The organism is Ensifer sp. Root423 (genome assembly GCF_001426275.1).
Lineage (GTDB): Bacteria > Pseudomonadota > Alphaproteobacteria > Rhizobiales > Rhizobiaceae > Ensifer > Ensifer adhaerens.
On sequence record NZ_LMEG01000001.1, the window covers coordinates 528,530 to 550,768 of the forward strand.

20 protein-coding genes and 1 pseudogene are annotated in these 22,239 nt (G+C 63.7%); 16 read left to right on the top strand and 5 right to left on the bottom strand.

Annotated features, from left to right (window positions below):
- The first annotated feature begins 16 nt into the window (after window positions 1-16).
- The 9 genes and pseudogenes from ASD01_RS02655 (at window position 17) to ASD01_RS02695 (ending at window position 11,573) form a co-directional block, all read left to right on the top strand.
- Entirely contained in the window at window positions 17-820 is an 804-nt protein-coding gene (locus ASD01_RS02655) for an ABC transporter ATP-binding protein (protein WP_034788088.1), read from the top strand.
- On the top strand, window positions 817-1,770 hold the full coding sequence (locus tag ASD01_RS02660) for an ABC transporter substrate-binding protein (protein ID WP_034788092.1): 954 nt from the start codon (window positions 817-819) through the stop codon (window positions 1,768-1,770). The genes ASD01_RS02655 and ASD01_RS02660 overlap by 4 nt, the downstream gene beginning before the upstream one ends.
- 87 nt (window positions 1,771-1,857) lie before the next feature.
- A complete protein-coding gene (locus ASD01_RS02665; RefSeq protein WP_034788510.1) occupies window positions 1,858-2,841 on the top strand; it encodes a FecCD family ABC transporter permease in 984 nt (327 codons plus the stop codon).
- Between the two features lie 91 nt (window positions 2,842-2,932).
- Window positions 2,933-3,493: a DUF924 family protein gene (locus ASD01_RS02670; protein WP_034788096.1), complete on the top strand. Its 561-nt coding sequence runs from the start codon at window positions 2,933-2,935 to the stop codon at window positions 3,491-3,493.
- 126 nt (window positions 3,494-3,619) lie between these two features.
- Window positions 3,620-6,421 carry a mechanosensitive ion channel family protein gene (locus ASD01_RS02675; RefSeq protein ID WP_082572758.1) on the top strand — a complete coding sequence of 934 codons (2,802 nt, stop codon included), beginning with the start codon at window positions 3,620-3,622 and terminating at the stop codon, window positions 6,419-6,421.
- A gap of 168 nt (window positions 6,422-6,589) precedes the next feature.
- On the top strand, window positions 6,590-6,868 hold the full coding sequence (locus ASD01_RS02680) for a hypothetical protein (protein ID WP_034788099.1): 279 nt from the start codon (window positions 6,590-6,592) through the stop codon (window positions 6,866-6,868).
- A 314-nt stretch (window positions 6,869-7,182) separates the two neighbouring features.
- Window positions 7,183-8,739 (top strand): caspase family protein, encoded by a 1,557-nt coding sequence (locus tag ASD01_RS02685; RefSeq protein WP_060528776.1) that lies wholly within the window; start codon window positions 7,183-7,185, stop codon window positions 8,737-8,739.
- A gap of 156 nt (window positions 8,740-8,895) precedes the next feature.
- Window positions 8,896-9,657 carry an MBL fold metallo-hydrolase gene (locus ASD01_RS02690; protein WP_034788518.1) on the top strand — a complete coding sequence of 254 codons (762 nt, stop codon included), beginning with the start codon at window positions 8,896-8,898 and terminating at the stop codon, window positions 9,655-9,657.
- Between the two features lie 171 nt (window positions 9,658-9,828).
- Window positions 9,829-11,573, top strand: a pseudogene (locus ASD01_RS02695) (tetratricopeptide repeat protein).
- Between the two features lie 41 nt (window positions 11,574-11,614).
- Here ASD01_RS02695 and ASD01_RS02700 read toward each other — a convergent pair.
- Both ASD01_RS02700 and ASD01_RS02705 read right to left on the bottom strand, forming a co-directional pair.
- The gene (locus tag ASD01_RS02700) at window positions 11,615-13,024 is read right to left on the bottom strand and encodes an adenylate/guanylate cyclase domain-containing protein (RefSeq protein ID WP_034788105.1); all 1,410 of its coding nucleotides are present in this window, start codon (window positions 13,022-13,024) and stop codon (window positions 11,615-11,617) included.
- A 120-nt stretch (window positions 13,025-13,144) separates the two neighbouring features.
- Window positions 13,145-13,561 carry a nuclear transport factor 2 family protein gene (locus tag ASD01_RS02705; RefSeq protein ID WP_034788108.1) on the bottom strand — a complete coding sequence of 139 codons (417 nt, stop codon included), beginning with the start codon at window positions 13,559-13,561 and terminating at the stop codon, window positions 13,145-13,147.
- Between the two features lie 180 nt (window positions 13,562-13,741).
- Between ASD01_RS02705 and ASD01_RS02710 the strand changes: the two genes are divergently transcribed.
- The 6 genes from ASD01_RS02710 to ASD01_RS02735 all read left to right on the top strand — a co-directional run bounded on the left by ASD01_RS02710 (window position 13,742) and on the right by ASD01_RS02735 (window position 19,207).
- On the top strand, window positions 13,742-14,152 hold the full coding sequence (locus ASD01_RS02710) for a GFA family protein (protein ID WP_051659123.1): 411 nt from the start codon (window positions 13,742-13,744) through the stop codon (window positions 14,150-14,152).
- Window positions 14,153-14,282: 130 nt separating this feature from the next.
- Window positions 14,283-15,356 carry a cyclic nucleotide-gated ion channel gene (locus tag ASD01_RS02715; protein ID WP_034788119.1) on the top strand — a complete coding sequence of 358 codons (1,074 nt, stop codon included), beginning with the start codon at window positions 14,283-14,285 and terminating at the stop codon, window positions 15,354-15,356.
- 185 nt (window positions 15,357-15,541) lie between these two features.
- Window positions 15,542-16,375 carry a response regulator gene (locus ASD01_RS02720; protein WP_034788121.1) on the top strand — a complete coding sequence of 278 codons (834 nt, stop codon included), beginning with the start codon at window positions 15,542-15,544 and terminating at the stop codon, window positions 16,373-16,375.
- Window positions 16,376-16,667: 292 nt separating this feature from the next.
- Window positions 16,668-17,960, top strand: a complete 1,293-nt coding sequence (locus tag ASD01_RS02725; RefSeq protein ID WP_226020692.1) for a GGDEF domain-containing protein — start codon at window positions 16,668-16,670, stop codon at window positions 17,958-17,960.
- A gap of 123 nt (window positions 17,961-18,083) precedes the next feature.
- Window positions 18,084-18,560, top strand: coding sequence for a VOC family protein (locus ASD01_RS02730; RefSeq protein ID WP_034788525.1), 477 nt, complete (start codon window positions 18,084-18,086; stop codon window positions 18,558-18,560).
- Window positions 18,561-18,760: 200 nt separating this feature from the next.
- Window positions 18,761-19,207 (top strand): DUF805 domain-containing protein, encoded by a 447-nt coding sequence (locus ASD01_RS02735; RefSeq protein ID WP_127889108.1) that lies wholly within the window; start codon window positions 18,761-18,763, stop codon window positions 19,205-19,207.
- 275 nt (window positions 19,208-19,482) lie between these two features.
- Here ASD01_RS02735 and ASD01_RS02740 read toward each other — a convergent pair whose 3' ends face one another.
- Window positions 19,483-20,082 carry a YdeI/OmpD-associated family protein gene (locus ASD01_RS02740; protein ID WP_034788129.1) on the bottom strand — a complete coding sequence of 200 codons (600 nt, stop codon included), beginning with the start codon at window positions 20,080-20,082 and terminating at the stop codon, window positions 19,483-19,485.
- Between the two features lie 150 nt (window positions 20,083-20,232).
- Window positions 20,233-21,237 carry a GlxA family transcriptional regulator gene (locus ASD01_RS02745; protein WP_034788530.1) on the bottom strand — a complete coding sequence of 335 codons (1,005 nt, stop codon included), beginning with the start codon at window positions 21,235-21,237 and terminating at the stop codon, window positions 20,233-20,235.
- A gap of 453 nt (window positions 21,238-21,690) precedes the next feature.
- Between ASD01_RS02745 and ASD01_RS02750 the strand changes: the two genes are divergently transcribed.
- Window positions 21,691-21,903: a hypothetical protein gene (locus ASD01_RS02750; protein WP_034788132.1), complete on the top strand. Its 213-nt coding sequence runs from the start codon at window positions 21,691-21,693 to the stop codon at window positions 21,901-21,903.
- A gap of 128 nt (window positions 21,904-22,031) precedes the next feature.
- Here ASD01_RS02750 and ASD01_RS02755 read toward each other — a convergent pair whose 3' ends face one another.
- Window positions 22,032-22,235: a DUF1127 domain-containing protein gene (locus tag ASD01_RS02755; protein ID WP_034788135.1), complete on the bottom strand. Its 204-nt coding sequence runs from the start codon at window positions 22,233-22,235 to the stop codon at window positions 22,032-22,034.
- Window positions 22,236-22,239: the final 4 nt, after the last annotated feature.

Genomic DNA, 22,239 nt, shown 5'->3' on the forward strand with positions numbered 1-22,239 from the left:
GCAGAGGAACGAACCCATGAGCTGCAACGCAACGGGTGCAGCCCTCACGGTCGAGGGCCTTCGCTGGGGGCCGCGTTCGGGCCTGACGCTGGTCAACGACATCGGCTTTGCGATCGCGGCCGGCAGCCGGCTTGCGATCCTCGGGCCGAATGGCGCCGGCAAGACCTCGCTTCTGCGCTGCCTCTACCGGGCGGTGCAGCCGAATGCCGGCCGTGTTTCGGTCGATGGCGTCGATCTCTGGTCGATCTCGGCCCGCGAGGCGGCAAGGACAATCGCCGTCGTCTTGCAGGAGATGCCCGGCGATTTTCCCTTCAGCGTGCGCGACGTCGTGATGATGGGACGCATTCCGCGGCGGGAGGGCTTGAGCGGCTGGAACGATTTCGACCGCGAGCGGGTGCAGCACGCGCTCGCGCATCTCGATCTCGCCCATCTTGCCGGTCGCCAGTTCTCGACGCTTTCGGGCGGTGAGAAGCAGCGGGTGCTGATCGCCCGCGCGCTGGCACAGGAACCGCGCATCATCATCCTCGACGAGCCGACGAACCATCTCGACATCCGCCACCAGCTCGAAATCCTCGAGCTCTTGCAAACGCTGAAACTGACAATCGTCTCGACGCTGCACGACATCAACCTCGCCGCCGAGTTTGCGACAGATGTCGCGATCTTGACCGCCGGGCGGCTGACGGCCTTCGGCCCGCCCGAAGAGGTGCTCAGCCCCAGCGAGCTTTCGGCCGCCTTCGGCGTCACCGCCACCGTTCACAATGCCGCTGCCGGCGGCGCCCGCTTTTCCTTTTCACTTCCTCGACAGGGATCGATTTCATGAAGATCAATATTGCCCCATTTTCCCTTCTTTTCGTGCTTGCCGCCGCCACGCCGGCGCTCGCCTATCCGGTCACCGTCAAGAGCTGCAACCGCGAGGTGACCTTCGACGCGGCGCCGAAGCGGGCGATCGCCAACGACGTCAACCTGGTGGAGATGATGCTGGCGCTGAGGCTCCAGGACCGCATGGTCGGCTATACCGGCGTTTCCGGCTGGAAGACGCTGGACGAGAAGCTGCGCGAAGGCGTCAAGGAACTGCCGGAGCTTTCGGAGAAATATCCGACCAAGGAAGTGCTGCTCAACGCCGATGCCGATTTCCTCTTTGCCGGCTGGAACTACGGCATGAAGGTCGGCGGCGAGGTCACGCCCGAGACATTGGCGCCCTTCAAGATCGGCGTCTACGAGCTGACCGAATCCTGCATCCACGTGATGGCCAAGCAGAAGCCTGATATGAACGACATGTTCGTCGATCTTCTCAATCTCGGCCGCATCTTCGGCGTCGAGGATCGCGCCGAGACGCTGGTTGACGGCTATCGCCGCCAGCTTGCCGAGATCACCAAGGCGAACGCCGGCAAGGCTAACCCGACGCGGGTCTTCGTCTATGATTCCGGCGAGGAGAAGCCGTTTACTTCCGGTCGCTTCGGCATTCCGACGGCGATGATCGAGGCCGCCGGCGGCGCCAACATCATGGACGACGTGGAAAAGAGCTGGGTGGAAATCTCCTGGGAACCGGTGATCGAGCGCAACCCGGAAGTGGTGGTCATCGTCAACTACGGCGAGGTGAAGGCCGAGGACAAGATCGCCTTCATGAAGAACAATGCGGCCTTCAAGAATGTCGATGCCGTCAAGAACGATCGCTTCGTCGTGCTCGATTATGTCGAAGCGACGCCAGGCCCGCGCAACATCGACGCCATTGCCAGGCTTGCCAAGGCCTTTCAGGGCGAGGGCCTGTAAGCGATGCTGGCTGAGGATGCGTCGCCTGGTCCCGTCGCCGTTTCACGCCTAGCGCCGGCACGGGCGCTGAAGGCGGGTGCCGGTCTCATGGCGGCGCTTTTGCTGCTGGCCTTGACCGTCACGGCCGGCGTATCGCTCGGCTCGGCGCCGATCCCGGTTGCGACCGTCTGGTCGATCATCGCCAGCAAGATTTCTCTGGGCAGCGTCGAGGCTTTCTGGTCGGCGGGGCGCGAGAGCATCGTCTGGGACGTGCGCCTGCCGCGCGTCATGCTGGCGGGCCTCGTCGGCGCCGGGCTGGGGCTGACTGGCGCCGTGCTGCAGGCGGTCACGCGCAATCCACTTGCCGATCCGCATCTGCTCGGCGTTTCCTCCGGCGGCGCGCTCGGCGCGATCGTGGCGCTGCTGCACACCGGCATGATCCTCGGTCTTGCCACGGTGCCGCTCTTTGCCTTTGCCGGCGCGCTGCTCGCAACCGTGCTCGTCGCCTTCGTCTCCCGCGTGCTCGGGAGCAGCGCCGACCGTCTCGTGCTGGCCGGCGTCGCGGTCGCCTTCGTCTTGACATCCGTCGGCAACCTCATGATTTTCCTTGGGGACCCGAGGGCGACCCATACGGTCATCTTCTGGATGCTCGGCGGTCTTGGCCTGGCGCAATGGTCGCAGCTCGTCTATCCCGGCGTGGTGCTTTTCGCGTCCCTCGGCTGGCTGATGATCCGGGCGCGCGAAATCAATGCGCTCGCCATGGGCGACGAAACCGCGATGACGCTCGGCATTCCCGTGCGCCGCTTCCGGCTGACGCTGTTCGTCGTCACCGCACTTTTGACCGGGGTGATGGTCGCCTTTTCCGGCGCGATCGGTTTCGTCGGGCTGATGGTGCCGCATTTCGTGCGGCTTCTGGCCGGCAGCGACAACGTGCGGGTCATTCCGCTCTCGGCCTTCTTCGGGGCGCTGACGCTCATCCTTGCGGATCTGGCCGCCCGCGTCATCATGGCGCCGGAGGACATGCCGATCGGCGTCGTCACCGGGCTCGTCGGCGGCATCGCCTTCATTGCCATCCTGAAGCGACGCGCGTAAGGCGGGTAGGAACACGTTATGGACAAGGGCCGGTTCCGGCCTATGTGTTAGCGCAGCCGAGGGATCGGCGATTGGCCCGCATGAGGAGCATATGGCGAACGAAGCTGACATCTGCACGCCGCAGGACGTTCTGAATTTCTGGTTTGGCGAACTCACCTATGACGACTGGTTCGGGACGAGCCACGAACTCGACCAGGCCTGTATCCGCCGCTTCCAGGCGTCGCACCTGGCGCTGGCGCGTGGTGTCGACGAGATCTGGCGCGCGAGCCCGGAAAACCGGCTGGCGGCGATCGTGCTTTTGGACCAGATGCCGCGCAACATGTTTCGCGGCACGCCGCTCGCCTTTGCCACCGATTGCCTGGCACTGCACGAGGCCAAGCTCGCCGTTGGCGCCGGTGCCGACATGGCGATCAAGCCGGAATGGCGCGCCTTCGTCTATCTGCCCTTCGAGCATTCGGAAAACCTTACCGACCAGACCATGTCGGTGAAGCTCTTTACCGAGCTCGGCGATGCCGATTATCTCGACTATGCCATACGGCACCGCGAGGTGATCGAGCAGTTCGGTCGTTTCCCGCATCGCAACGCCTTCCTGGCGCGGCCGTCGACGGAGGCCGAACTTGCCTATCTGGCGCAGCCCGGCGCCGGTTTTTAACGGGAAAGCGGGCGCTGACGGGGATTTATCGCCGTTCTTTGCATCTTTCCGCCGTCTTTCGTATTCACATCGAAACGTGAAGACGGCCGGAGCGATTCCGGACCACGGTCTCAATCTGCAAGGATCATGAAATTGCGTTCTGTCGGAAAACTGCCCGCCATTCTCGTCTGCCTGCTGGCGCTTGCCGTGGGCGGCCCGGTCATGGCCCAGAAGGCGGCGCAGCCGACACAGGCGACCGCGCAGAATGGAGCCCAGCCGGGTCAGAAGTCGGGGCCGTCCGCGCAGCCAGCGCAATCGACCCAGACCCCCTCTCAGCCGGCTGGCAAGCCGGTGACCGAGGAGGGCGCTCAGCCAGCTGCTGCCGGCACGACGCCGGATTCCGCCGCACCGGCGGCAACCGCAACCCAACCGGCACAGGGCACGCCGGCCCCGGCGCAGGATGCCGCTCAGGCCGAGGCGACGCCGCCGGCCGAAAACCAGACGGCGGAGCAGCTTGCCAAGGCCGGCGTGGAACTGAATAGGCTGACGGACCAGGTCGCGAAGGCCAAGGACGACGACATAGCGCTTGCCGAACTGAAGGTGCAGGTAGATGCGCTCGCCAAGCAGATCATCGGCGTCTCGGTCTCGACCCGCCCGCGCCTCGACGAGATCAAGGCGCGGTTGACCGAACTTGGCGATCCGCCGGCCGAGGGACAGCCGCCGGAAGCCGACATCGTGACCGCCGAGCGCAAGCGGCTGATGGCCGAGCGCGGCGCGATCAACGCGCTGACCGGCGAGGCCGAAGGCCTGTCGGTGCAGGCGACGAAGCTGTCCAACGCCATTACCGCGACAAGGCGCGCGCTGTTTTCCAATACGCTCCTGAAGAATACCGAAGTGTCGACCGGAATGTTCGACGACGCGCTGACGGCGACGGCGGACGAGACCCGGGTGCTGTCGCGCAGCGTCGGGAGCTGGCTGAGCTTTGCCTGGAACTACAAGCGCGTGCCGCTCCTGACGGCGCTATTCCTGTCGCTGCTGGCGGCGCTCGTGTTCCTTTCCGGCAGCCGCAGGCTCTTTCGCCCGCTGATCGAGCATGACATTACCGATGAGGAGCCGAGCTACTTCCGGCGGCTCTCCGTCGCATTCTGGTCGACACTGATCCCGACCATCGCGTCGGCAGCCTTCGCGGTCTCGAGCTTCCTGTTCCTGCGCGGCTTCAACGTGCTGCGTTCCGATATCGCACCGATCATTGCAATCACGCTCGGGGTCGCCGTCGTCGTCTTCTTCGTGACGAGGCTCGCTCAGGCCGTGTTGTCGCCGCGCGATTCGCGCTGGCGGCTCGTCCGGGTTTCCGATCGCGGCGCGCGGATGCTGATGATCGCGATCTTCGCCATGGCGCTGGTCAACGGCCTCGACTACCTCTTCGGCGGCGTCAGCGAGGCGCTCGGTTCGCCTGTCGTCCTGACCGTCGTCAAGAGCTACATTGCCTCCATCGTCATCGGCCTGATCATCATGGCTTCGGCCTGGATCAAGCCGACGCTCAGGAAGGATGAATCCTTCGACGCCCATGGCCGCGCCTGGCCGCGGGTGGTGTCTTTCGCGCTGCTCGCGACCGGCGCCTTGCTCATCATTGCCGCTGTGTCGGGCTATGTCGGTCTTGCCCGCTTCATCGCCACGCAGATCATCATTACGGGCGCGATCCTTGTCACGATGTATATCGGCATCCTCACCGGCCGGGCGGTTGCCAAGCAGGGCGCCTTTGCGGAGACCGCCGCCGGGCGTTATCTCGAGCGGCGCTATAATCTCGAACAGGTGGCGCTCGACCAGATCGGCCTTGCCGCGGGCCTCAGCATCTACGCGCTGGTCGTGATGTTCTTCATCCCGCTGATCCTCTTGCAGTGGGGCTTCCAGGTCGCCGACATCGAGTCCTGGGCCTACCGGATGGTGACCGAGATCAAGATCGGCTCGATCACGATTTCGCTGGTTGGCATCCTCGCCGGCATCCTGTTCTTCGCGCTCGGCTACGCCGTCACCCGTTTCGTGCAGCGCTGGATCGACGGCAACATCATGGCACGCAGCCGGGTCGATGCGGGCGTGCGCAACTCGATCCGCACCGGCATCGGCTATACCGGCGTCGGGCTTGCGGGGCTGATCGGCCTGTCGGCGGCCGGCATCGACCTCTCCAACCTCGCGCTCGTTGCCGGTGCTCTCTCGCTCGGTGTCGGTTTCGGCCTGCAGAACATCGTCTCGAACTTCGTTTCGGGGCTCATCCTGCTCGTCGAGCGCCCGTTCAAAGTGGGGGATTGGATCGTCAGCGGCACGACCGAAGGTTTCGTCAAGCGCATCTCTGTCCGCGCGACCGAGATCGAGACCTTCCAGCACCAGTCGATCATGATGCCGAACTCGCTGCTCATCAACGCCTCGGTCGGCAACTGGACGCACCGCAACAAGCTCGGCCGCTCCGAAATCGCCATCACCGTCACCTATGCCAGCGAGCCGCGCCGGATCATGGAGCTGCTCGCCGAGATCGCGGCCGCCCATCCCATGGTCTTGAAGAACCCGTCGCCGAGCGTCGGCTTCACCGCCTTTGGCGATGACCGCATGACCTTCGAATTGCGCATCTACGTGGCCGACGTCCTGACCGGCGGCGGCGTGCGCAACGACCTGCGTGTCTCGATCTACGAACGCTTCCGCGACGAGGGCATCGGTGCGCCGTTCCCGGTCAAGATCGAGGACGTGCCGGTCGAGGACCAGACCGGCATCGAAAGCCACCACCCGGAAGAGGTCGGCGAGCCGAAGGGCGCCACCTCCGCCGAGGAAAGGGCCGCAGCCAAGTCTGCCGCTTCGGACAAGAAAACTGCCGCTGCGGCGCCGCTCGATGAGGAGCGCGAAGTGGAGGGGGCAAGCAGCCGCCGGAGCGCCAGCCGCCGGGCAAACCCAAACCGCTGATAAACGGACCGTTCAGCCACTATTCAGCCGGCCTGCCATAAAAAGCATGCAATTCTTCTGGTGACCGACTACGCTGGTCATCGGCTGAAGAGGTGGCCGGCGCAGCGTCGCGTAACCGACGGGGCGGCCGGCTCGGCAAGAGGGCGGCGCGTCTGGCGTCGATGGGCGATGAAGAAATTTGTGATTGCTTTGCTTTCCGGTTTGCTGATGGCAGGCGCGCCGATGGCCGGTGCTGCCAGTGCCGCGACTGTCACGAACAAGGACAGCGAGACCGCCGTTCTGATCGTCGTCGAGGGTGAAAGCCGTGTGGAAGTGGCGATCGCATCCGGAGCGACCGAAATGATCTGCCCCAGCGGCTGTTTCGTCACCGCGCCGAGCGGTGACCGCATCGGCCTGCAGGGCGACGAGAACGTCGAGATCGTCAACGGCAACGTCGTCGTCAAGTAACCTTTCATTCCGCGACGGCGGTGCGGCAGGCGCGCCGCTGTCGGGCGGCACTCCATTCGCTCGATAGGTCGGCAGGTGCCGTCGCTGATGGCGCCGGCAGCCCCTTTAGTAACGGTCGCGGTGCTCTCTTCGCTCGAAGCCTAATCCCAAGGGATGGGCGAGGGCGCCGAAGCTCTCATTCGTTCGGGCGGGCAAGCCCGCGTCGGGCCTGCCGGACACTCTCCTTGCATTGACAGGCTGCATTGCCGGTAGCACGCTTGGGCGTTGGGGTGACGCGCGTGGTCGCGATCATCCGCGCATTGCCGGGGGGAGCCATGCCATTCCTTCGCATCGCCTTGTCCGTTCTGCTGGTGCTTTTCGCATCGGAGGCGCTGGCCGAAAAGCGTGTGGCGCTGGTCATCGGCAATTCCGCCTATCAGCATGTGGCCACCTTGCCCAATCCCGGCAATGACGCGCGCGACATGGCGGCAAAGCTCGAAGGGCTGGGCTTCGAGGTGGTGACCGGCGCTGATCTCGACCTCTCGGGTGTGCGCCGGGCGGTGCGGGACTTCGTCGGCCGGCTCGACGGCGCCGACCTCGCGCTGTTCTTCTATGCCGGCCACGGCCTGCAGGTGAACGGCGAAAACTATCTCGCCCCCGTCGATGCCACGCTCGCTTCCTCTGTCGATCTCGAATTCGAGGCAGTGCCGATGAACCTGATCCTGTCGGCGATGGAGCGCAGTACGCGGGTCAATATCATCCTGCTCGACGCCTGCCGCGACAATCCGCTAGCGGTCAATCTCGCCCGCTCGATGGGCACGCGCTCCGCCTCGGTCGGCCGCGGCCTGGCCAAGGTCGGCACCGGCATCGGCACGCTGATCGCTTTCTCCACCCAGCCCGGCAATGTTGCCCTCGACGGATCGGGGCGCAATTCGCCGTTCACATCGGCGCTCTTGAAACATCTCGGCCAGCCGGGGCGCGACATCACCCGCGAACTGATCGACGTGCGCCGCGACGTGCTGGCGGCAACCGGCGGCAAGCAGGTGCCCTGGGACAATTCCTCGCTGACCGGCGAAGTGGTGCTGAAGCCCGCCGTTGACGGCAAGCCGGCGCCGGCCGAGGCGCCCGCGACGGGTGAGGCCGCCGAGCTTGCCTATTGGGAAACGATCAAGGATGCGACCGACCGCGACCTCTTCGACGCCTATCTGCAGCAATATCCCGACGGTGCGTTCGCATCGCTCGCCAAGGCAAAGATCAAGATCATCGAGCGGGCTTCAGTGCCTACATCCGAAGGCGTGCCCGGCGGATCGGGTGGCCAGGCCGTGGCGGCCATCGATCCGGCGCTGGCCGCGCCCAATGCCGACGACACGACATTGGCCCGTTCCGTACAGGTTGAGCTCAACCGGCTGGGCTGTCGCGCCGGCAGCGAGGATGGCGTCTGGGGTGCCGGCAGTCGCAAGGCGCTCGAAGCTTTCGGCAAGTTCGCAAAGGTCGACCTTGCGACGCTCGAACCCTCCAGCGACGTGCTCGGTCGCCTGAAGTCGGAGAAGGTGCGGATCTGCCCGCTTGCTTGCGGCCGTAACGAAGAGGCGAAGGACGGGCGCTGCGTCACGATCCGGCGCGAGGCGAAGCTACCGCAACCAGGCGAGACGCAAGGCACGATCAAGGCACCGCAGAAAAACACCGGCACCCGCGCGATCAGCCCACCGGCCGAACTGCAGAAAAAGAGCTTTGCCAATTGCCCCGCAAATGCCGATGTCGCGTTCCGGCAGATGTTTGCCCGCGGCTCGGGCCGGGGCCGCATGACGATTTCCGCCACCCATTCCTGCGGCCGGGCCTTTGCCTGTCATCGCACCGCAAGGGGCCAGCCGTGGGATTGCGGCTGGCGGTAAAGCGGACAGCGCATGCTGGCGCCATCGAACGGGGTTGGCGTGAAGGGCGGCGGCGTTTCTCAACCCTCGCGCGTCATTTCAGGGCTTGATTTCGCTGCCGCATGCGCAAGGATCGCCGCGATGGTCAAGGCCGGTTCCGGCAAGGGAGGACACCCCATGAAGCTCCAGCTTATCCGCAATGCGACACTCAAGCTCGACTATGCCGGTCACACGGTGCTGATCGATCCCTTTCTCGGGCCGAAGGACAGCCTGCCGTCCTTTGCGGGGCGGGCGCCCAATCCGCTGGTCGGGCTGCCGTTCGACACCGATACCATTCTTGCCGGGGTCGAACTCGTCATTATCTCGCATCTGCACGAGGACCACTTCGACGACACCGCCAAGCATCGCTTGCCGAAGGGGCTGCCGATCTTCTGCCAGCCGGGCGACGAGGAGGCGATCCGTGGCGCTGGTTTTCGCGACGTCACGCCCCTTCTCGGCAAGGCGCAGTGGCAGGGCCTGAAGCTCACCCGACGTGACGGCAGCCACGGCCTTGGTCCTGTCGTTCAGGACATGGGGCCGGTCATGGGTTTCAGCCTTGAGGCCAAGGGCGAGCCGACGGTTTACTGGGCCGGCGACACGGTGCTCTATCCGGCCATCGAAAAGACCATCCACGATACGAAGCCGGATGTGATCGTCACCCATTCCTGCGGCGCACGCTGGGACGGCGCCCTGATCGTGATGGATGCGGCGCAGACGATCGCGGTCTGCGAGGCCTCCAAGAAGAGCATCGTGGTTGCAACGCACATGGAGGCGCTCGACCATGCGACGGTCAGCCGAGGTGATCTCCGCGCCGCCGCCAGCGCCCACGGCATCGCCTTGCCCAGGCTGCTCATTCCGGATGATGGCGACGTGTTGACCTTGATACCGCCCGTGGTCTAGGCGGCCGACAGGTCGCAGCAGACAAGCTGTTACGCGGCACGGCTGCCGGGGGCCCTTCTTGACCGGCTGCGGTCTTGATCCGCTCTCGCTTGCCACAGGTATCTGTGAATATTCGAAAATTCGCGCATATTAAACACAACGAAATCCTCCGCCGCAGGAGCGGTCACCGTTGTGGATCGAAAGCTCGCAGCCATCCTTGCGGCCGATGTCGCCGGCTTCAGTCGCCTCGCAGCGCTCGACGAAGAGAACACGCTTCGCGCGCTCGACCTTTGCCGGGGGCGGATTGCCGAATTGGTGGATGACCATGGCGGCCGCATCTTCGGCAGTGCCGGCGATGGTCTCGTCGCCGAGTTTCCAAGCGCTGTTCAGGCCGTCCGCTGCGCGGTGGAAATCCAGCGCGGTCTTCTCGATGCGCAGGAACTGCCCCCCGAACGTCACCTGCAGTTTCGCATCGGTGTCAATCTCGGCGACATCGTCGTGTCGGGAGACGATCTGCTTGGCGACGGAGTCAATATCGCCGCGCGCCTGCAGGAGATCGCCGTCCCGTCGGGCATCTGTATTTCCGGGGCGGTGCGCGAACATCTCGACGGCAAGGTGCCCTTCGCGCTGACCAGCCTCGGAGAGCGGAACCTGAAGAACATCCCCCGGCCCATTCTGGTTTTCCGGGTCGACTGGCAAGACGAGATCGCTGTCGGAGGTGGCGTCCTCAACGGGGCGCCGCTGGCCGGTCGCAGCAAGGACCAGCCGTCGCTCGTCGTCATGCCCTTCGACAATCTGAGCGGTCCAGGCGACGAGTACTTCGTCGACGGTGTCGTGGAGGAGATCACTGCAGCGCTCTCGCGCGTCCGGGATTTCTTCGTCATCGCGCGCCAGTCCGCCTTCACCTACAAGGGGCGCTTCGTCGACGTGCGTGACGTCGGCAGGGAGCTCGGTGTCACCTATGTGGTTGAAGGCACCGTGCGCCGCGGTGGCGACCGGCTGCGCATTTCCGTGCCGAGACGCGGACCCAATCCTGGTCGGATCGCTACGAGGGCGCAATCGAGGATATTTTCGAGTTCCAGGATCGGATCGCCGCGCAGGTGGCAGGCGCCATTCATCCGGCCATCCGCGATGCCGAGATCGAGCTTGCCAAGCGCAAGCCGCCGGCCAGTCTGCGCGCCTATGATTTCGTCATGCGCGCCTTCCCCAATCTATGGGGGCGCCGCAGGGATAGCAACAACCAGGCGATCGAACTGCTTCGGCAGGCGATCCTGGTCGATCCCGGCTACGGCCGCGCGCATGCGCTTCTGGCGTGGTGCCATGCCTCGAGCGCCTCCTACCTATGGACCGACCGGCCGGAGCAGGAACTGGATCAGGCGCGTTCAGCGATCGAAGGTGCAGGCTCGATCAGCGACGATCCGACCGCTTTGACTGCGGCTGGCGCGGCAATGAGCATCTGCGGCGATCAGGATCGCGCCGCCACCTTTATCGAAAAGGCGCTGGCGCTTGATCCGAACAATGCCTGGGCATGGGCTCGGCTCGGCTGGATCGCGATCTTCACGGACGATCCCGCACGCGCAACGGAGCGGTTCCGGCGTGGGATGACGCTGAGCCCGAGAGACCCGCTCGCATTCAACATGAAACTGGGGATGGCTTTTTCCATGGCCATGCAAGGGGCTCTCTCCGAAGCCATCGCGATCGCCCAGGACGTCGTCAACAACTATCCTGACGTGACCTGGTCCTATCGCCACCTCGCGGCCTGGTCGGCGATGACCGGGGACATGGAGACCGCCCGATGGGCGGCGCAGAAGCTGCTGGCAGCAGAGCCGGGGTTCACGATCGAGCGGTATCGGGCACTGCCCTGGTTTCAGAGGATACCGCAGTGGCAGCATCAGATGGCCGAGGCGCTACGGCAAGCCGGCTTGCCCGAACGCTGATCGCCGCTCGCGGGATATGGGCGTTCCGTTCCCGGCCAGCCTCACGGGATCGAGAAAATGCTGATCTCGTTCGTGATGCCTCTGAGCGCGACATTGTGCGATTGCGGGTTGAGGCCGCGATCGCTGAGCAGGCTCGAGGCGCGAGGATCGTCGAGCACCGAACCGGTCGCAAAGATTTCGCGCGAGCTGGCGAGGTGTTGGACCCGAGAGGCGATGTTGACCGTCTGGCCGAAATAGTCCTGCCGCTCGTTGAGGCTGACGGCGATGCACGGTCCCTCGTGGATGCCGATTTTCAGCAGCAGGTCTTCCGAGCCGCGGTCCTCGTTCAGCTGTCGCATGGCGTCTCGCATGCGCATGGCGGCCGCAACCGCCCGGTCCGGCGTCGGGAAGGTGGCCATGACGGCGTCGCCGATCGTCTTGACCACCGCGCCGGCCTCCGCCGCGACGATCTCGTTGACGACACTAAAATGGGTCTTCACCAGATCGAAGGCGGCGAGGTCGCCGACCCGCTCGTAGAGCTCGGTCGAGCCGCGCAGGTCGGAGAAGAGAAAGGTGAGGCTGGTGATCTTCAGCCGCTGGTCTACGTCGATCGTGTCGGTGCGGTAGATGTCGCGGAAGGTCTGGTTGGAGAGCAGCCGCTTGGCGGTCAGGAACGGCCGGCGGCGGCCGAGGATATCGTGCAGCGCGTCGTTGGCGATGCAGACCGAGGGCAGGGTGCGGACATCCGTGTGGTTTTCCACCTGGATGCGCAAGGGACCGGGTTGCATGGTCAGCGCTTCGTCGTGGCGATGGCCGCGGTCGAAGACGAGCGACAGCGTGCGCCGCTCCTTGGTCGGCTCGCCCTTGACGTCGATGAACTGCGCAGCATGGGTCACCGGCTCGAAGATGATGATGAATTCCGCCGGCATCTGCAGCGAGATCACCGCCTTTTCGCCGGGCGGCAATTCCAGTGCCTCGATCATGAAATCGTCGACCTGGGCCTCGTAGCCCTCCTCGGGCAACTCAATGCCGGAGCCCCAGTAGATCTGCCGGAAATATTCGAGCGGCGTCAGTTCATGCGGGCTGTGGGCCTCGATGTGGCGTATGCGCGGGTTCACGGTGAAGGTCACCTCCACCATCTCGTCCAGCGTCGGCTCATAGCCGGCGGCGCAGAGAGAGCAGGTATAGGTGTCGCTCTGCACGGTCTTCAGCGAGGTGTTGGCATCGAGTACGCCGCCGCAGCCGGGGCAAAGCACATTCCAGGAAAGCTCGAAAAGCCCGAGGCGGGAAGCATGCAGGAAGGCGGCGATCGCCTTCTCCTCGTCGAGCCCGTGCTCGGCGGCAAAGGCGAGTGCGTTGATGCGGCCGAGTTTGCGGTCCGGCGCTTCCCGGACAAATCGCTCCAATACGCCGGCGATTTCAGGCTGCACGGTCTGGCGCAGCATATCGAACAGAGGCTGGGCTTCACTCATGCCGGCATCCTACACCGAAAACGGGCGCCGGGGCAGACGGTTTATCGGTGAGGATTGGTCGAGGGGAAAGCGGCCGACCGCCTTCCCGTCATTCGCTACGCTCTACCTCGCCAGCACTCCTCAGGCTACCTTGCGGTCGCGACCGAAGGGATCGCCAAGCACGGACTCCGTGTGCAGACAGGCCTGCCAACCGCTGTTCTCGCGTATCCAGGTGGTGGCGTCGGCGGCTTTCAGTGTCAAAGGCTGCCCGTCCACATCCATCTCTTCCGTCACCGTATAGGCGATGACGGCGACGTCCTCGCGCGGAAAGACCACGCTGACGTCGTCGAGGCGGAACGACTTGAGCTTCCAGGAACGCTCGGCCTGTTCTGCCATTCTGCGATAGTCGTCCGGCGTGAGCACCGCTGCGCCTTGCGCGCCGACGACAATCGAGCGTTCGGGCAGCATGGCCACGGATGCCTCGGTGTCCTTCTCCAGAATGGTTCGCCAGAATTCCTGTTCGAGGTCGATAATCTCCTGTTCGTCGGCATGTGCCATGGTTCGTACCTCCGTTTGGCATACCGGCAGAAGGCGTCAAACCGCGAAAGGTTCCGCCAAGACAGTCGGGTTCAGGCGATCTCAGAGCGCATCTTGATGCCGGCAACAAGCGTGGGAACCGAACAACCGACCACGTCGTTTCCCTGGTCTGGCATCACGGTTGGGACAGGGGGTAGGAACATGACGGCGCTATCGGGAAAATGCCTTTGCGGTCGGGTCGCGCTCTCGGTGCGCGGCGAACCGATCCGGGTCGGCATCTGCCATTGCATGGACTGCCGCAAGGAGAGCGGATCCGCCTTCACCTTCTATGGCATCTGGCCCGCGGAACAGTTTGAATATTCGGGCGAAATTTCGGATTTCCAGGGCCGGTGCTTCTGTTCGCATTGCGGCTCGCGTGTCTTTTCAGTCGACGCGCGCGAGGCGGAGGTCAAGCTCGGCATCCTGTCCCAGGCGCCGACGACGCTGAAGCCGAGCTACGAACTCTGGGTCAAGCGCCGGGAGCCTTGGCTGCGGCCAGTGGAGGGTGCCGCGCAGTACCAGGAAGATCGCGAACGCACAGGCGACGAGGAGCCGTCCGACACCCGCTACTAGGCCTGTTTCGCTACAAATTCGAATCCCCTTAAATGAGCATCGATTCATGCAGTGAATTGTGCTTTAGATCAAAGCGTTGCCGCCCCCGTCCGGCCGAGGCGTCGTCGGCGAGCGGACGCTGGGGGAGTGAATGTCGGCACGGCCTTCCTTACGAATTTCCACGCCGCTCAACGGACTGCTGGCAGCGCTCGGCCTTGCCGCCGTCGCGGCGCTGACCACGCGCAATATCGGCGCGACGGCGCGGCTCTCGCTGGAGCTGGTGCTTGGCGGCCTCTGGCTTTTCTATGTGCTGCAGCTGGCCGATACGCTCGCCGCCTGGCCCACGGCGGATCGTCGCGCGCTGATGCCGCATCTCGTCATTGATATGGTGGCCGTCGTCGTTCCGCTGGCCGCCTTCCTGTTCGCCGATCCGCGCGACCAGAGCCTTTATTGCGGAGTCTGGCTCTTGAAGCCCTTGCGCCATTCCACCTTCTTCCGGCTGCTCGGCCGGGTGGTGGCGCGCGCCGCGCCCAATCTCGTCGGCGTCACCTCGCTCTTCGGCATCGTGCTCTTCGGCGCATCGCTGGTCGCCTATCTGATCGAGCGCGACATCCAGCCGGACAAGTTTGGCAGCATTCCGCAGGCCATGTGGTGGGCGGTGGTGACGCTGTCGACCACCGGCTATGGCGACGAGATCCCGCAGACGCTGGCCGGCCGGGTGCTTGCCGGTCTGGTGATGATGAGCGGTATCGGCATCTTTGCGCTCTGGGCTGGCATTCTCGCCACCGGGTTTTTCGAAGAAGTGCGCCGCCAGGATTTCGTGCGCAACTGGCAGCTGGTCGCGGCGGTGCCGCTGTTCGAAAAGCTCGGCTCGGCCGCCTTCGTCGAGATCGTCAGGGCATTGCGGCCGCGGGCGGTGCCGGCAGGTAGCATCATCTGCCGCAAGGGCGAGCCGGGCGACCAGATGTACTTCATCGTCGAGGGGCGCGTGACGATTGCAACGCCGTCACCGACGCCGGTCGAGCTCGGCCCCGGCAGCTTCTTCGGCGAGATGGCGCTGATATCGGGTGAGCCGCGCTCTGCGACCGTCACGGCTGCCACAGAAGTCTCTTTGCTGTCGCTCTATTCGGAGGATTTCCAGATGCTGTCGAGCAGCAATCCGGAGATCGCCGAGGTCATCCGCCGGACCGCCGAGACGCGGCGTGGCCGAGCCCCGGAGGCATGAGAAAAGCCGGCGTCACGGCGGCCGGACGTCTCAAGCCGGCACGCCGGTCTCGTTAATTCGCCGGCCGCTTATTAACACCGAAGAAAGCCTTTCTCCTCTAGCATGGCGCCTGCAAGTTACAGCGACTAGGCGGGCATGAAGAACGCGCGGAGCTGTAGGGGGACACTCTTTCACATAGGCGTTCAATGTCATTTTTTGGCGTTTCCGGAATGTATTATTCCGGCGAATCCCTTGCCGAGCACCGCATCGTGCTTGCCGAGGACTCCAACCTCTTTTCCTCGATGGTCTCGAAGCGGCTGAAAGAGCTGTTCGACATCGATGTCATCGTCTGCCGTGACTATGACGATCTGCAGTTCGCCGTCGAAAACGCGACATTCCCGGCCTCGCTCGCCATCTCCAACATCAACCTGCCGGGGGCGGAAAACGGCGAGGCGCTCAACTACCTGATCGAGATGAGCGTGCCGACGGTCGTCTTCACCGGCTCGTTCCAGGAATCGACGCGCGAGAAGATTCTGGCCAAGGAGATCGTCGACTACGTCATCAAGGACAGCGTCTTTGCCGTCGACATGCTGGCAGAATCGGTCTGCCGGTTCCTCACCAACCACAAGCACCATGTGCTGATCGTCGACGACAGTCCGACCGCACGCGCGCTGCTGACGACGCAGCTCAAGCGCTACAACTTCCGCACCAGCTCGGCCGAAAACGGCGCGATGGCGCTGGAGCTCCTCAAGAACAATCCGGACATCGGCCTCGTCATCACCGACTACAACATGCCTGATATCGACGGCTTCGAGCTGACGCGGCGCATTCGCAGTTCCTACGGGCCGCACCAGCTGCGCATCATCGGTGTTTCGTCGTCGACCAACCGCCTTCTGTCGGCGCGCTTCCTCAAGGCCGGCGGCAACGACTTCGTCGTTCGTCCCTTCGTCAACGAGGAATTCTACTGCCGCGTCAACCAGAACCTGGATACGCTGACCAAGATCCGCACACTCAGTGAAAAAGTTAGGGTTCCTGCTTAACCATCAAAGCAGGATGGGTAAAAACCCCTAAGAATTATTGGGTGGGTGCACCAAAAACGCCGCGCACAGGTTGCCGTATTAACGAAATTGCAATCCGAACGGTCTTCAATCCGCCGCAGCAGGAGCGGGGAACCCGGTCACACGGATCACGCCGGCCGAAAGGCCAGGCGCGGCAAGTGGCCGGGTTGAAGATTTCGGGAGCCAGCGTCACCCCTTGAGGGAAGCACGCCTGTGGCTCGAGAGGGGTTGCAGGGACGTGAGATTGCGCCGCACGCCAGGCCGGGTGAATTCTGTGCAGAAGCACAGTGACAAGCGCATGCTGCTTGTCGAAGATTCCCGGATGTTTGCGACGGCGCTGAAGTACGGGCTTGAGTCCGTCCACGGCATTCGCGTTACCCATTGCAACTCGCTGGCGGCGCTGAAGGAAGCGCTGGAGCAGGCGCCGGAGAGCTTCTCGCTCGCCGTTCTCGATCTCAACCTGCCGGATGCGCCCAATTGCGAGGCGCTCGAATTCATCCTCGACAACCAGGTGCCGGCCGTCGTCTTCACCGCGGCCTTCAACGACCATACGCGCGAGGAAATCCTCAGGCGCGGCGCGCTCGATTGTGTCATCAAGCACCAGCCGGAATCGATCAATCTCTTGATTGGCGCCGTTGATCGGGCGCTGACCAACGGCAAGACGACGGTGTTGCTTGCTGATTCCGATGCCGCCTCGCGCAGCGAACTGGCCGGCATCTTGAGGCGCAAGCGGATTTCCGTCTGCGAGGTCGCATCTGCCGCCGATGCGCTGCAGGTGCTCGACAGCGGCGAGGCCGTCGATCTCGTCGTCACCGACCTTGATCTCTCCGACATGTCCGGCGCAGCGCTGCTTGCCGAGGTGGAACGGCGGCGGGGCGACGGTGCGGTGCCGGTCATCGGTCTCTCCGACAGCGGCGACCGGCGTGCCGGCGCCCGTTTCCTCGAAGCGGGCGGTACGGATTTCATTCAGAAGCCCTTCCTCGAAGCGGAGTTCAATGGGCGCATTGCGCAGGCGGCCGGCGTGCAGAAGCGGCTGCAGACGCTGCAGCGGCAGGCGGCCAGCGACTACCTCACCGACCTCTACAACCGCCGACACTTCTTCGTGGCGGGGCCGCGGCTGGTCGAGCAGTGCCTCAGGCGCGGCGAGCCGACGGCGATCGCCGTGCTTGATATCGATCATTTCAAGCGCCTCAACGACACCTATGGCCACGAGATCGGCGACATCGTGCTGAAGCATGTGGCCAAGCGCCTCTCCGTGCTCGTTGGCGAGGACCATCTGCTCGCCCGCCTCGGCGGCGAGGAGTTCGGCATCCTCTTCAACGGCTGCGACGTGCGGCGCGCCTTCGCCTTTTGCGACGCGCTGCGCCTGGAACTCGCAAAATCCCGCATCGTCGCCGACGACGAGGAGCTGACGATTACCGTCTCGATCGGGCTTGCCACGATCGAGACCTCGGAGGCCTTCGAGAACTACCTGCATGCCGCCGACCAGTTTCTCTACATGGCCAAGCATGCCGGCCGGAACCGGGTGATTTCCGAGTTGGCGCTGCTCGACGCGCTGGCCTCGTAAACTGCCGGGCCAGACCGGCAGGCCCACCCTCGGAAATAATGATCCGTCACCTGTCGGCTTGGAACGAAGTCGATCGTCCTTCGGTTACCGCCCATGATCAGGCGGCACGAGGAGGACCAAATCATGACCAATGTCGTTTCAAATCTCTGGTTTGCGAAGGAGGCGCGCCAGGCCGTCGACTTCTATGTTTCGCTCGTTCCCAATTCGGCAATCATCCGCGTCACCACCTTGCCGGCGGAAAGCCCGAGCGGACCGCCCGGCAGCGTGACGACCATCGAGTTCACGCTCGGCAACCAGGAATTCCTGGCGCTCGAAGCCGGGCCCCTCGATCCGTTCAACCATTCCTTCTCGATCATGATCCAGTGCGATACCCAGGAGGAGATCGACCGGATTTGGAACGCGATCAGCGAAAACGGTGGACAGATCGAACAATGCGGCTGGATCCGCGACCGCTGGGGGTTGTGCTGGCAGATCGTGCCAAGGGTGCTCGGCGACATGGTCGCCCATTCCGACCGTGCGCGCGCCAAGCGCGTCACGGAGGCGATGCTCGGTATGATCAAGCTCGATATCGCCGAACTGGAGCGGGCGTTTCACGGCTAGAAGCCGGTTGTCTCGTGGGTGCAGGACCCGCAAGTTATGGAAGCGGCAGGCGGGCCATGCCCCGCCTCCAGCGACGCTCGAGATGCCAGGCACAAGGCCGCCTGCCTGTGCAACCATGGGGCGCTTTTTGGCGCGAAGACATCTACCCGTTTATGAGGGAACCTTTTATCGGATGACAAGGCTGGCCGGCGCGGGGGCACTTGGAAGCGCACTGGCTGTTGGGGGGAGACGACGTGAATTTACAGATGTTTACGAGTGTTGATGGCCGTATCGGACGTCAGGCCTGGTGGTTGGCGCAGATCGTTATCTGCATTGCGGCGATAGCCGCGATGTTCGCCGGCGGGGCGTTGTTGGCGCTTTCGGGCGTCGACAATTATGCCGCGGGCTTCAGCCTTATGCATATGCTTGTCATCCTCATCATCGCCGCGAGTTTCTATTTCGGCTTCACGGTCAACACCGAGCGCTGGCACGACCATGGCCGTTCCGGGTGGTGGAACCTTGCGCTGTTCGTCCCGGTCGTCGGGCCGCTCTTGGGCCTCGTCATGTTGGGCTACCTCGCGAGCGAGGAGGGTGACAACCGCTTTGGTCCGCCGGTCCTACGCTTCGTCGGAGGTGGTGCCGCGCGCTTCGGCCGCGCCGGTCAGTGACGCCGGGCTGTAAGTCAAAGGGCTAAGGCGACGTTTGTGTGCGTCCGACAGAACGAGTGTCGCCTTCGGCGTTCATTTTTCGCCCCTGCACGTGCCAAGCGCGTGACGGTGGCGATGCCGGGCATGATCAAGCCGGATATTGCCAAGATTGAGCGTGCAAACAGCTTTGGGCCCCCGGCCGTCGGGCGTCGAGCCTTGCCGGTGCCGGATCGGTCTCGGGCTATGCCGGTCCGCCAGGACGAAGGCCGACCTTTCGGTCGTGCCCCTCAATCGCTTTACTTGCTCTTCTGCGGATAGATCGTTTCGCCGCGCTTCAGCATCTCGACGAAGGTCTCGATCTTCTTTTTGCGCCCGGCTTCGGTCTTCATGTTGTGGGTGCGGAAGGCGAGCGCGAAGCGGTTCTGTGCGCTGAGCTTGCCAAGCATTTCGCGGGCTTCGGGCTCAGCGTCGATCGCCGCCTGCAGGTCGTCGGGGATCTGCATGTCCTTGCCGCTGGCATAGGCGCGGTCCCAGCGGCCGTCGGCCTTGGCGGCATCGACCTGTTTGAGCCCGTGCTCGGTCATACGGCCCTCGGCAATCAGGCGCGAGACATTGTCGACATTGATCTGGCTCCAGATGCTCTTCTTGCCGCGCGGCGAATAGCGCTGGAGGAAACTCCTGTCGTCGTGCCCCTTGCGCACGCCGTCGATCCAACCCCAGCAGAGCACCGCGTCGATCGCCTCCTTGGGCGTGACCGAGGCGAGGCCGGAGCTGACCTTGTGGGTCTTGATCCACACTTCGGTTTCGCTCTGGTGGTGGGTGGCGAGCCAGTCGTAAAAGCTCTGGAAGTCCTTGAATTCATGAACCTTGGCGGGATCGATCTCCACGGGGGCCATCGTTTGGCGTGCTCCTCGCTCTCCTGAAACGCCGACCATTCAATCCAAAACAGCGGCGCGTGCAAGCGCCAGGACGGCACAAGCGGAAAGTGTCACCAACGAAAAAGGGCGGAGAAGCTCCGCCCTTGTCTGATCCATCTGATCTGCCGCTTATCGCGCCATCTGCAGCGTCAGCTTGCGGTCGGCGCGCTCCTGCTGCGGCGAGCGGTTGTAGAGTTCGCGATAACACTTGGAGAAGTGCGAGGCGGAGACGAAGCCGCAGGCTACGGCCACTTCGACCACCGGCATCGACGACTGGATCAAGAGGTGCCTTGCGCGATCGAGGCGGATTTCGAGATAGTAGCGTGCAGGCGAGCGGCCCATTTCCTGGCGGAAGAGGCGCTCGATCTGGCGGCGGGAGAGATCGGCGCCCTCGGCGATTTCGAGCAGCGAAAGCGGCTCGGCGAGGTTTGCCTCCATCAGTTCGATGATGGACAGCACCTTGGCGTTCTGCACGCCGAGACGGGCGCGCAGCGGCAGGCGCTGGCGGTCATGGGGCCCGCGCACGCGATCGGTCAGCGCCTGTTCGCAGACGCGGTTGACGAGGCTCTCGCCGAAATCCTGGTCGATCAGGTTCAGCATCATGTCGAGCGAGGCGGTGCCGCCGGCGCAGGTGTAGATGTTGCTGTCGATTTCGTAGAGGTCGGCATAGACGTCGACCTGCGGGAAGCTTTCGGAAAAGCCCGGCAGGTTTTCCCAGTGGATGGCGCAGCGCTTGCCGGTCAGAAGACCGGCCGACGCCAGCACATGGGCGCCGGTACAGAGGCTGCCGACGGCGACGCCGCGATTGTAGACCTCGCGCAGCCAGGCATTGACCGACTTGTTGTTGAAGTCCTCGACATAGATGCCGGAACAGACCAGCACCATCGAGGGGCGGTTTTCGCCGCCGAGAAACTTGCGCTCGTCTGCAAGCGACGAGTTGACCTCGAGCGCGATACCGCTCGACGACAGGACCTTTTCGCCGTCGGACGATGCGAGGCGCCAGGAATAGGCCTCGTAGCCGAGCATGCGGTTGGCGATGCGGAGCGTTTCGATCGCCGCCGAAAAGGGCAGCATGGAAAAGTTCGGCACCAGGAAGAAGACGAGAGAACGCTTTTTGGTCAGTGGCTTGTTCATGAGGCTTCCCATGCTTGGCGATGCGGTATATTCGTCGCTTGGAAGATACTCTTCGGCTTGTCTGTTTGCGACATTCGCATGGATAGCAGCGACCGCAAAGAGATTTCGCATTGCGACATCGCGCGGTGAAAGGCGGCTCGGCCCCGCTTTCAGGCTTTTGTAAGGAAAGCGGCAGTTTTTACAGCGCTGTTGACGCTATCGGACAAGAACTGCCAGAGATACGCAACATTCGCAAAGCGCTCTCCAGGGTTGTGTTTGCCGATTGCGACGCTTCACACGGCTGGTGCGGGTGTCGGTAAAAGACAAGTGGACCTCGTGGGATCGATCGCTAGCCTGATTAACGGCACTGCGAGTAGAGGTGCGAGCCAAATCGGCCGATGATCACACACCATTGGCGGCGCGTGCTTTCGACATTACATGCGATGCGGCGGTCTCTTTGGAAGGGTACTTTGCGTGGGGCAGAATCAGCCAACAGCTCTGAGGCGCGCCGTTTCGCTGCTGAAGGCCCTGTGGACTGTTTCGGTCATCGTCGCGACAACCGCCATCGGTGCCCACGCCGGATGGTTGGGCCACGGCATCGTGGGGTCGTTGGCGCTCGGGTTCGTGGGGCTTGTCGCCGGCTGTTTCCTCAGTCGGCCGTCGCTTCTCGCAGAGTTGCTGACCTAGGCCGCATTGCGTTTCGGATTGCGCGACGACACGTTCGAACGCAAAGGAAAAGGGCACCGCCTTGTCGGCGATGCCCTTCGATTCATCCGGATCGTGACGCCCTCAGAAGGGACAGATCACGCCGTCATTCATTGTTCGGTCTTATGCACCGCATCGTCCACCGACGGGAAGCCGATGTCCTTCAGCGTGTCATAGGACAGGTTCTCGAGGGCCCGTTCCTGGCGATAACGCTTCCATACTGCCCAGGCACGAACCTGCAGATTGAAGAGACCCGGAAGGGACGAGTGGGAGGATGCCCGTTCCGAGGCCGATGAAAACTGAGTGTTGGACATTTCA

Excerpts from the sequence above, each read along its gene's own strand:
- ASD01_RS02655 (WP_034788088.1), top strand. The coding sequence starts at position 17 with ATGAGCTGCAACGCAACGGGTGCAGCCCTCACGGTCGAGGGCCTTCGC.
- ASD01_RS02660 (WP_034788092.1), top strand. The coding sequence starts at position 817 with ATGAAGATCAATATTGCCCCATTTTCCCTTCTTTTCGTGCTTGCCGCC.
- ASD01_RS02665 (WP_034788510.1), top strand. The coding sequence starts at position 1,858 with ATGGCGGCGCTTTTGCTGCTGGCCTTGACCGTCACGGCCGGCGTATCG.
- ASD01_RS02670 (WP_034788096.1), top strand. The coding sequence starts at position 2,933 with ATGGCGAACGAAGCTGACATCTGCACGCCGCAGGACGTTCTGAATTTC.
- ASD01_RS02675 (WP_082572758.1), top strand. The coding sequence starts at position 3,620 with ATGAAATTGCGTTCTGTCGGAAAACTGCCCGCCATTCTCGTCTGCCTG.
- ASD01_RS02680 (WP_034788099.1), top strand. The coding sequence starts at position 6,590 with ATGAAGAAATTTGTGATTGCTTTGCTTTCCGGTTTGCTGATGGCAGGC.
- ASD01_RS02685 (WP_060528776.1), top strand. The coding sequence starts at position 7,183 with ATGCCATTCCTTCGCATCGCCTTGTCCGTTCTGCTGGTGCTTTTCGCA.
- ASD01_RS02690 (WP_034788518.1), top strand. The coding sequence starts at position 8,896 with ATGAAGCTCCAGCTTATCCGCAATGCGACACTCAAGCTCGACTATGCC.
- ASD01_RS02700 (WP_034788105.1), bottom strand. The coding sequence starts at position 13,024 with ATGAGTGAAGCCCAGCCTCTGTTCGATATGCTGCGCCAGACCGTGCAG.
- ASD01_RS02705 (WP_034788108.1), bottom strand. The coding sequence starts at position 13,561 with ATGGCACATGCCGACGAACAGGAGATTATCGACCTCGAACAGGAATTC.
- ASD01_RS02710 (WP_051659123.1), top strand. The coding sequence starts at position 13,742 with ATGACGGCGCTATCGGGAAAATGCCTTTGCGGTCGGGTCGCGCTCTCG.
- ASD01_RS02715 (WP_034788119.1), top strand. The coding sequence starts at position 14,283 with ATGTCGGCACGGCCTTCCTTACGAATTTCCACGCCGCTCAACGGACTG.
- ASD01_RS02720 (WP_034788121.1), top strand. The coding sequence starts at position 15,542 with ATGTCATTTTTTGGCGTTTCCGGAATGTATTATTCCGGCGAATCCCTT.
- ASD01_RS02730 (WP_034788525.1), top strand. The coding sequence starts at position 18,084 with ATGACCAATGTCGTTTCAAATCTCTGGTTTGCGAAGGAGGCGCGCCAG.
- ASD01_RS02740 (WP_034788129.1), bottom strand. The coding sequence starts at position 20,082 with ATGGCCCCCGTGGAGATCGATCCCGCCAAGGTTCATGAATTCAAGGAC.
- ASD01_RS02745 (WP_034788530.1), bottom strand. The coding sequence starts at position 21,237 with ATGAACAAGCCACTGACCAAAAAGCGTTCTCTCGTCTTCTTCCTGGTG.
- ASD01_RS02755 (WP_034788135.1), bottom strand. The coding sequence starts at position 22,235 with ATGTCCAACACTCAGTTTTCATCGGCCTCGGAACGGGCATCCTCCCAC.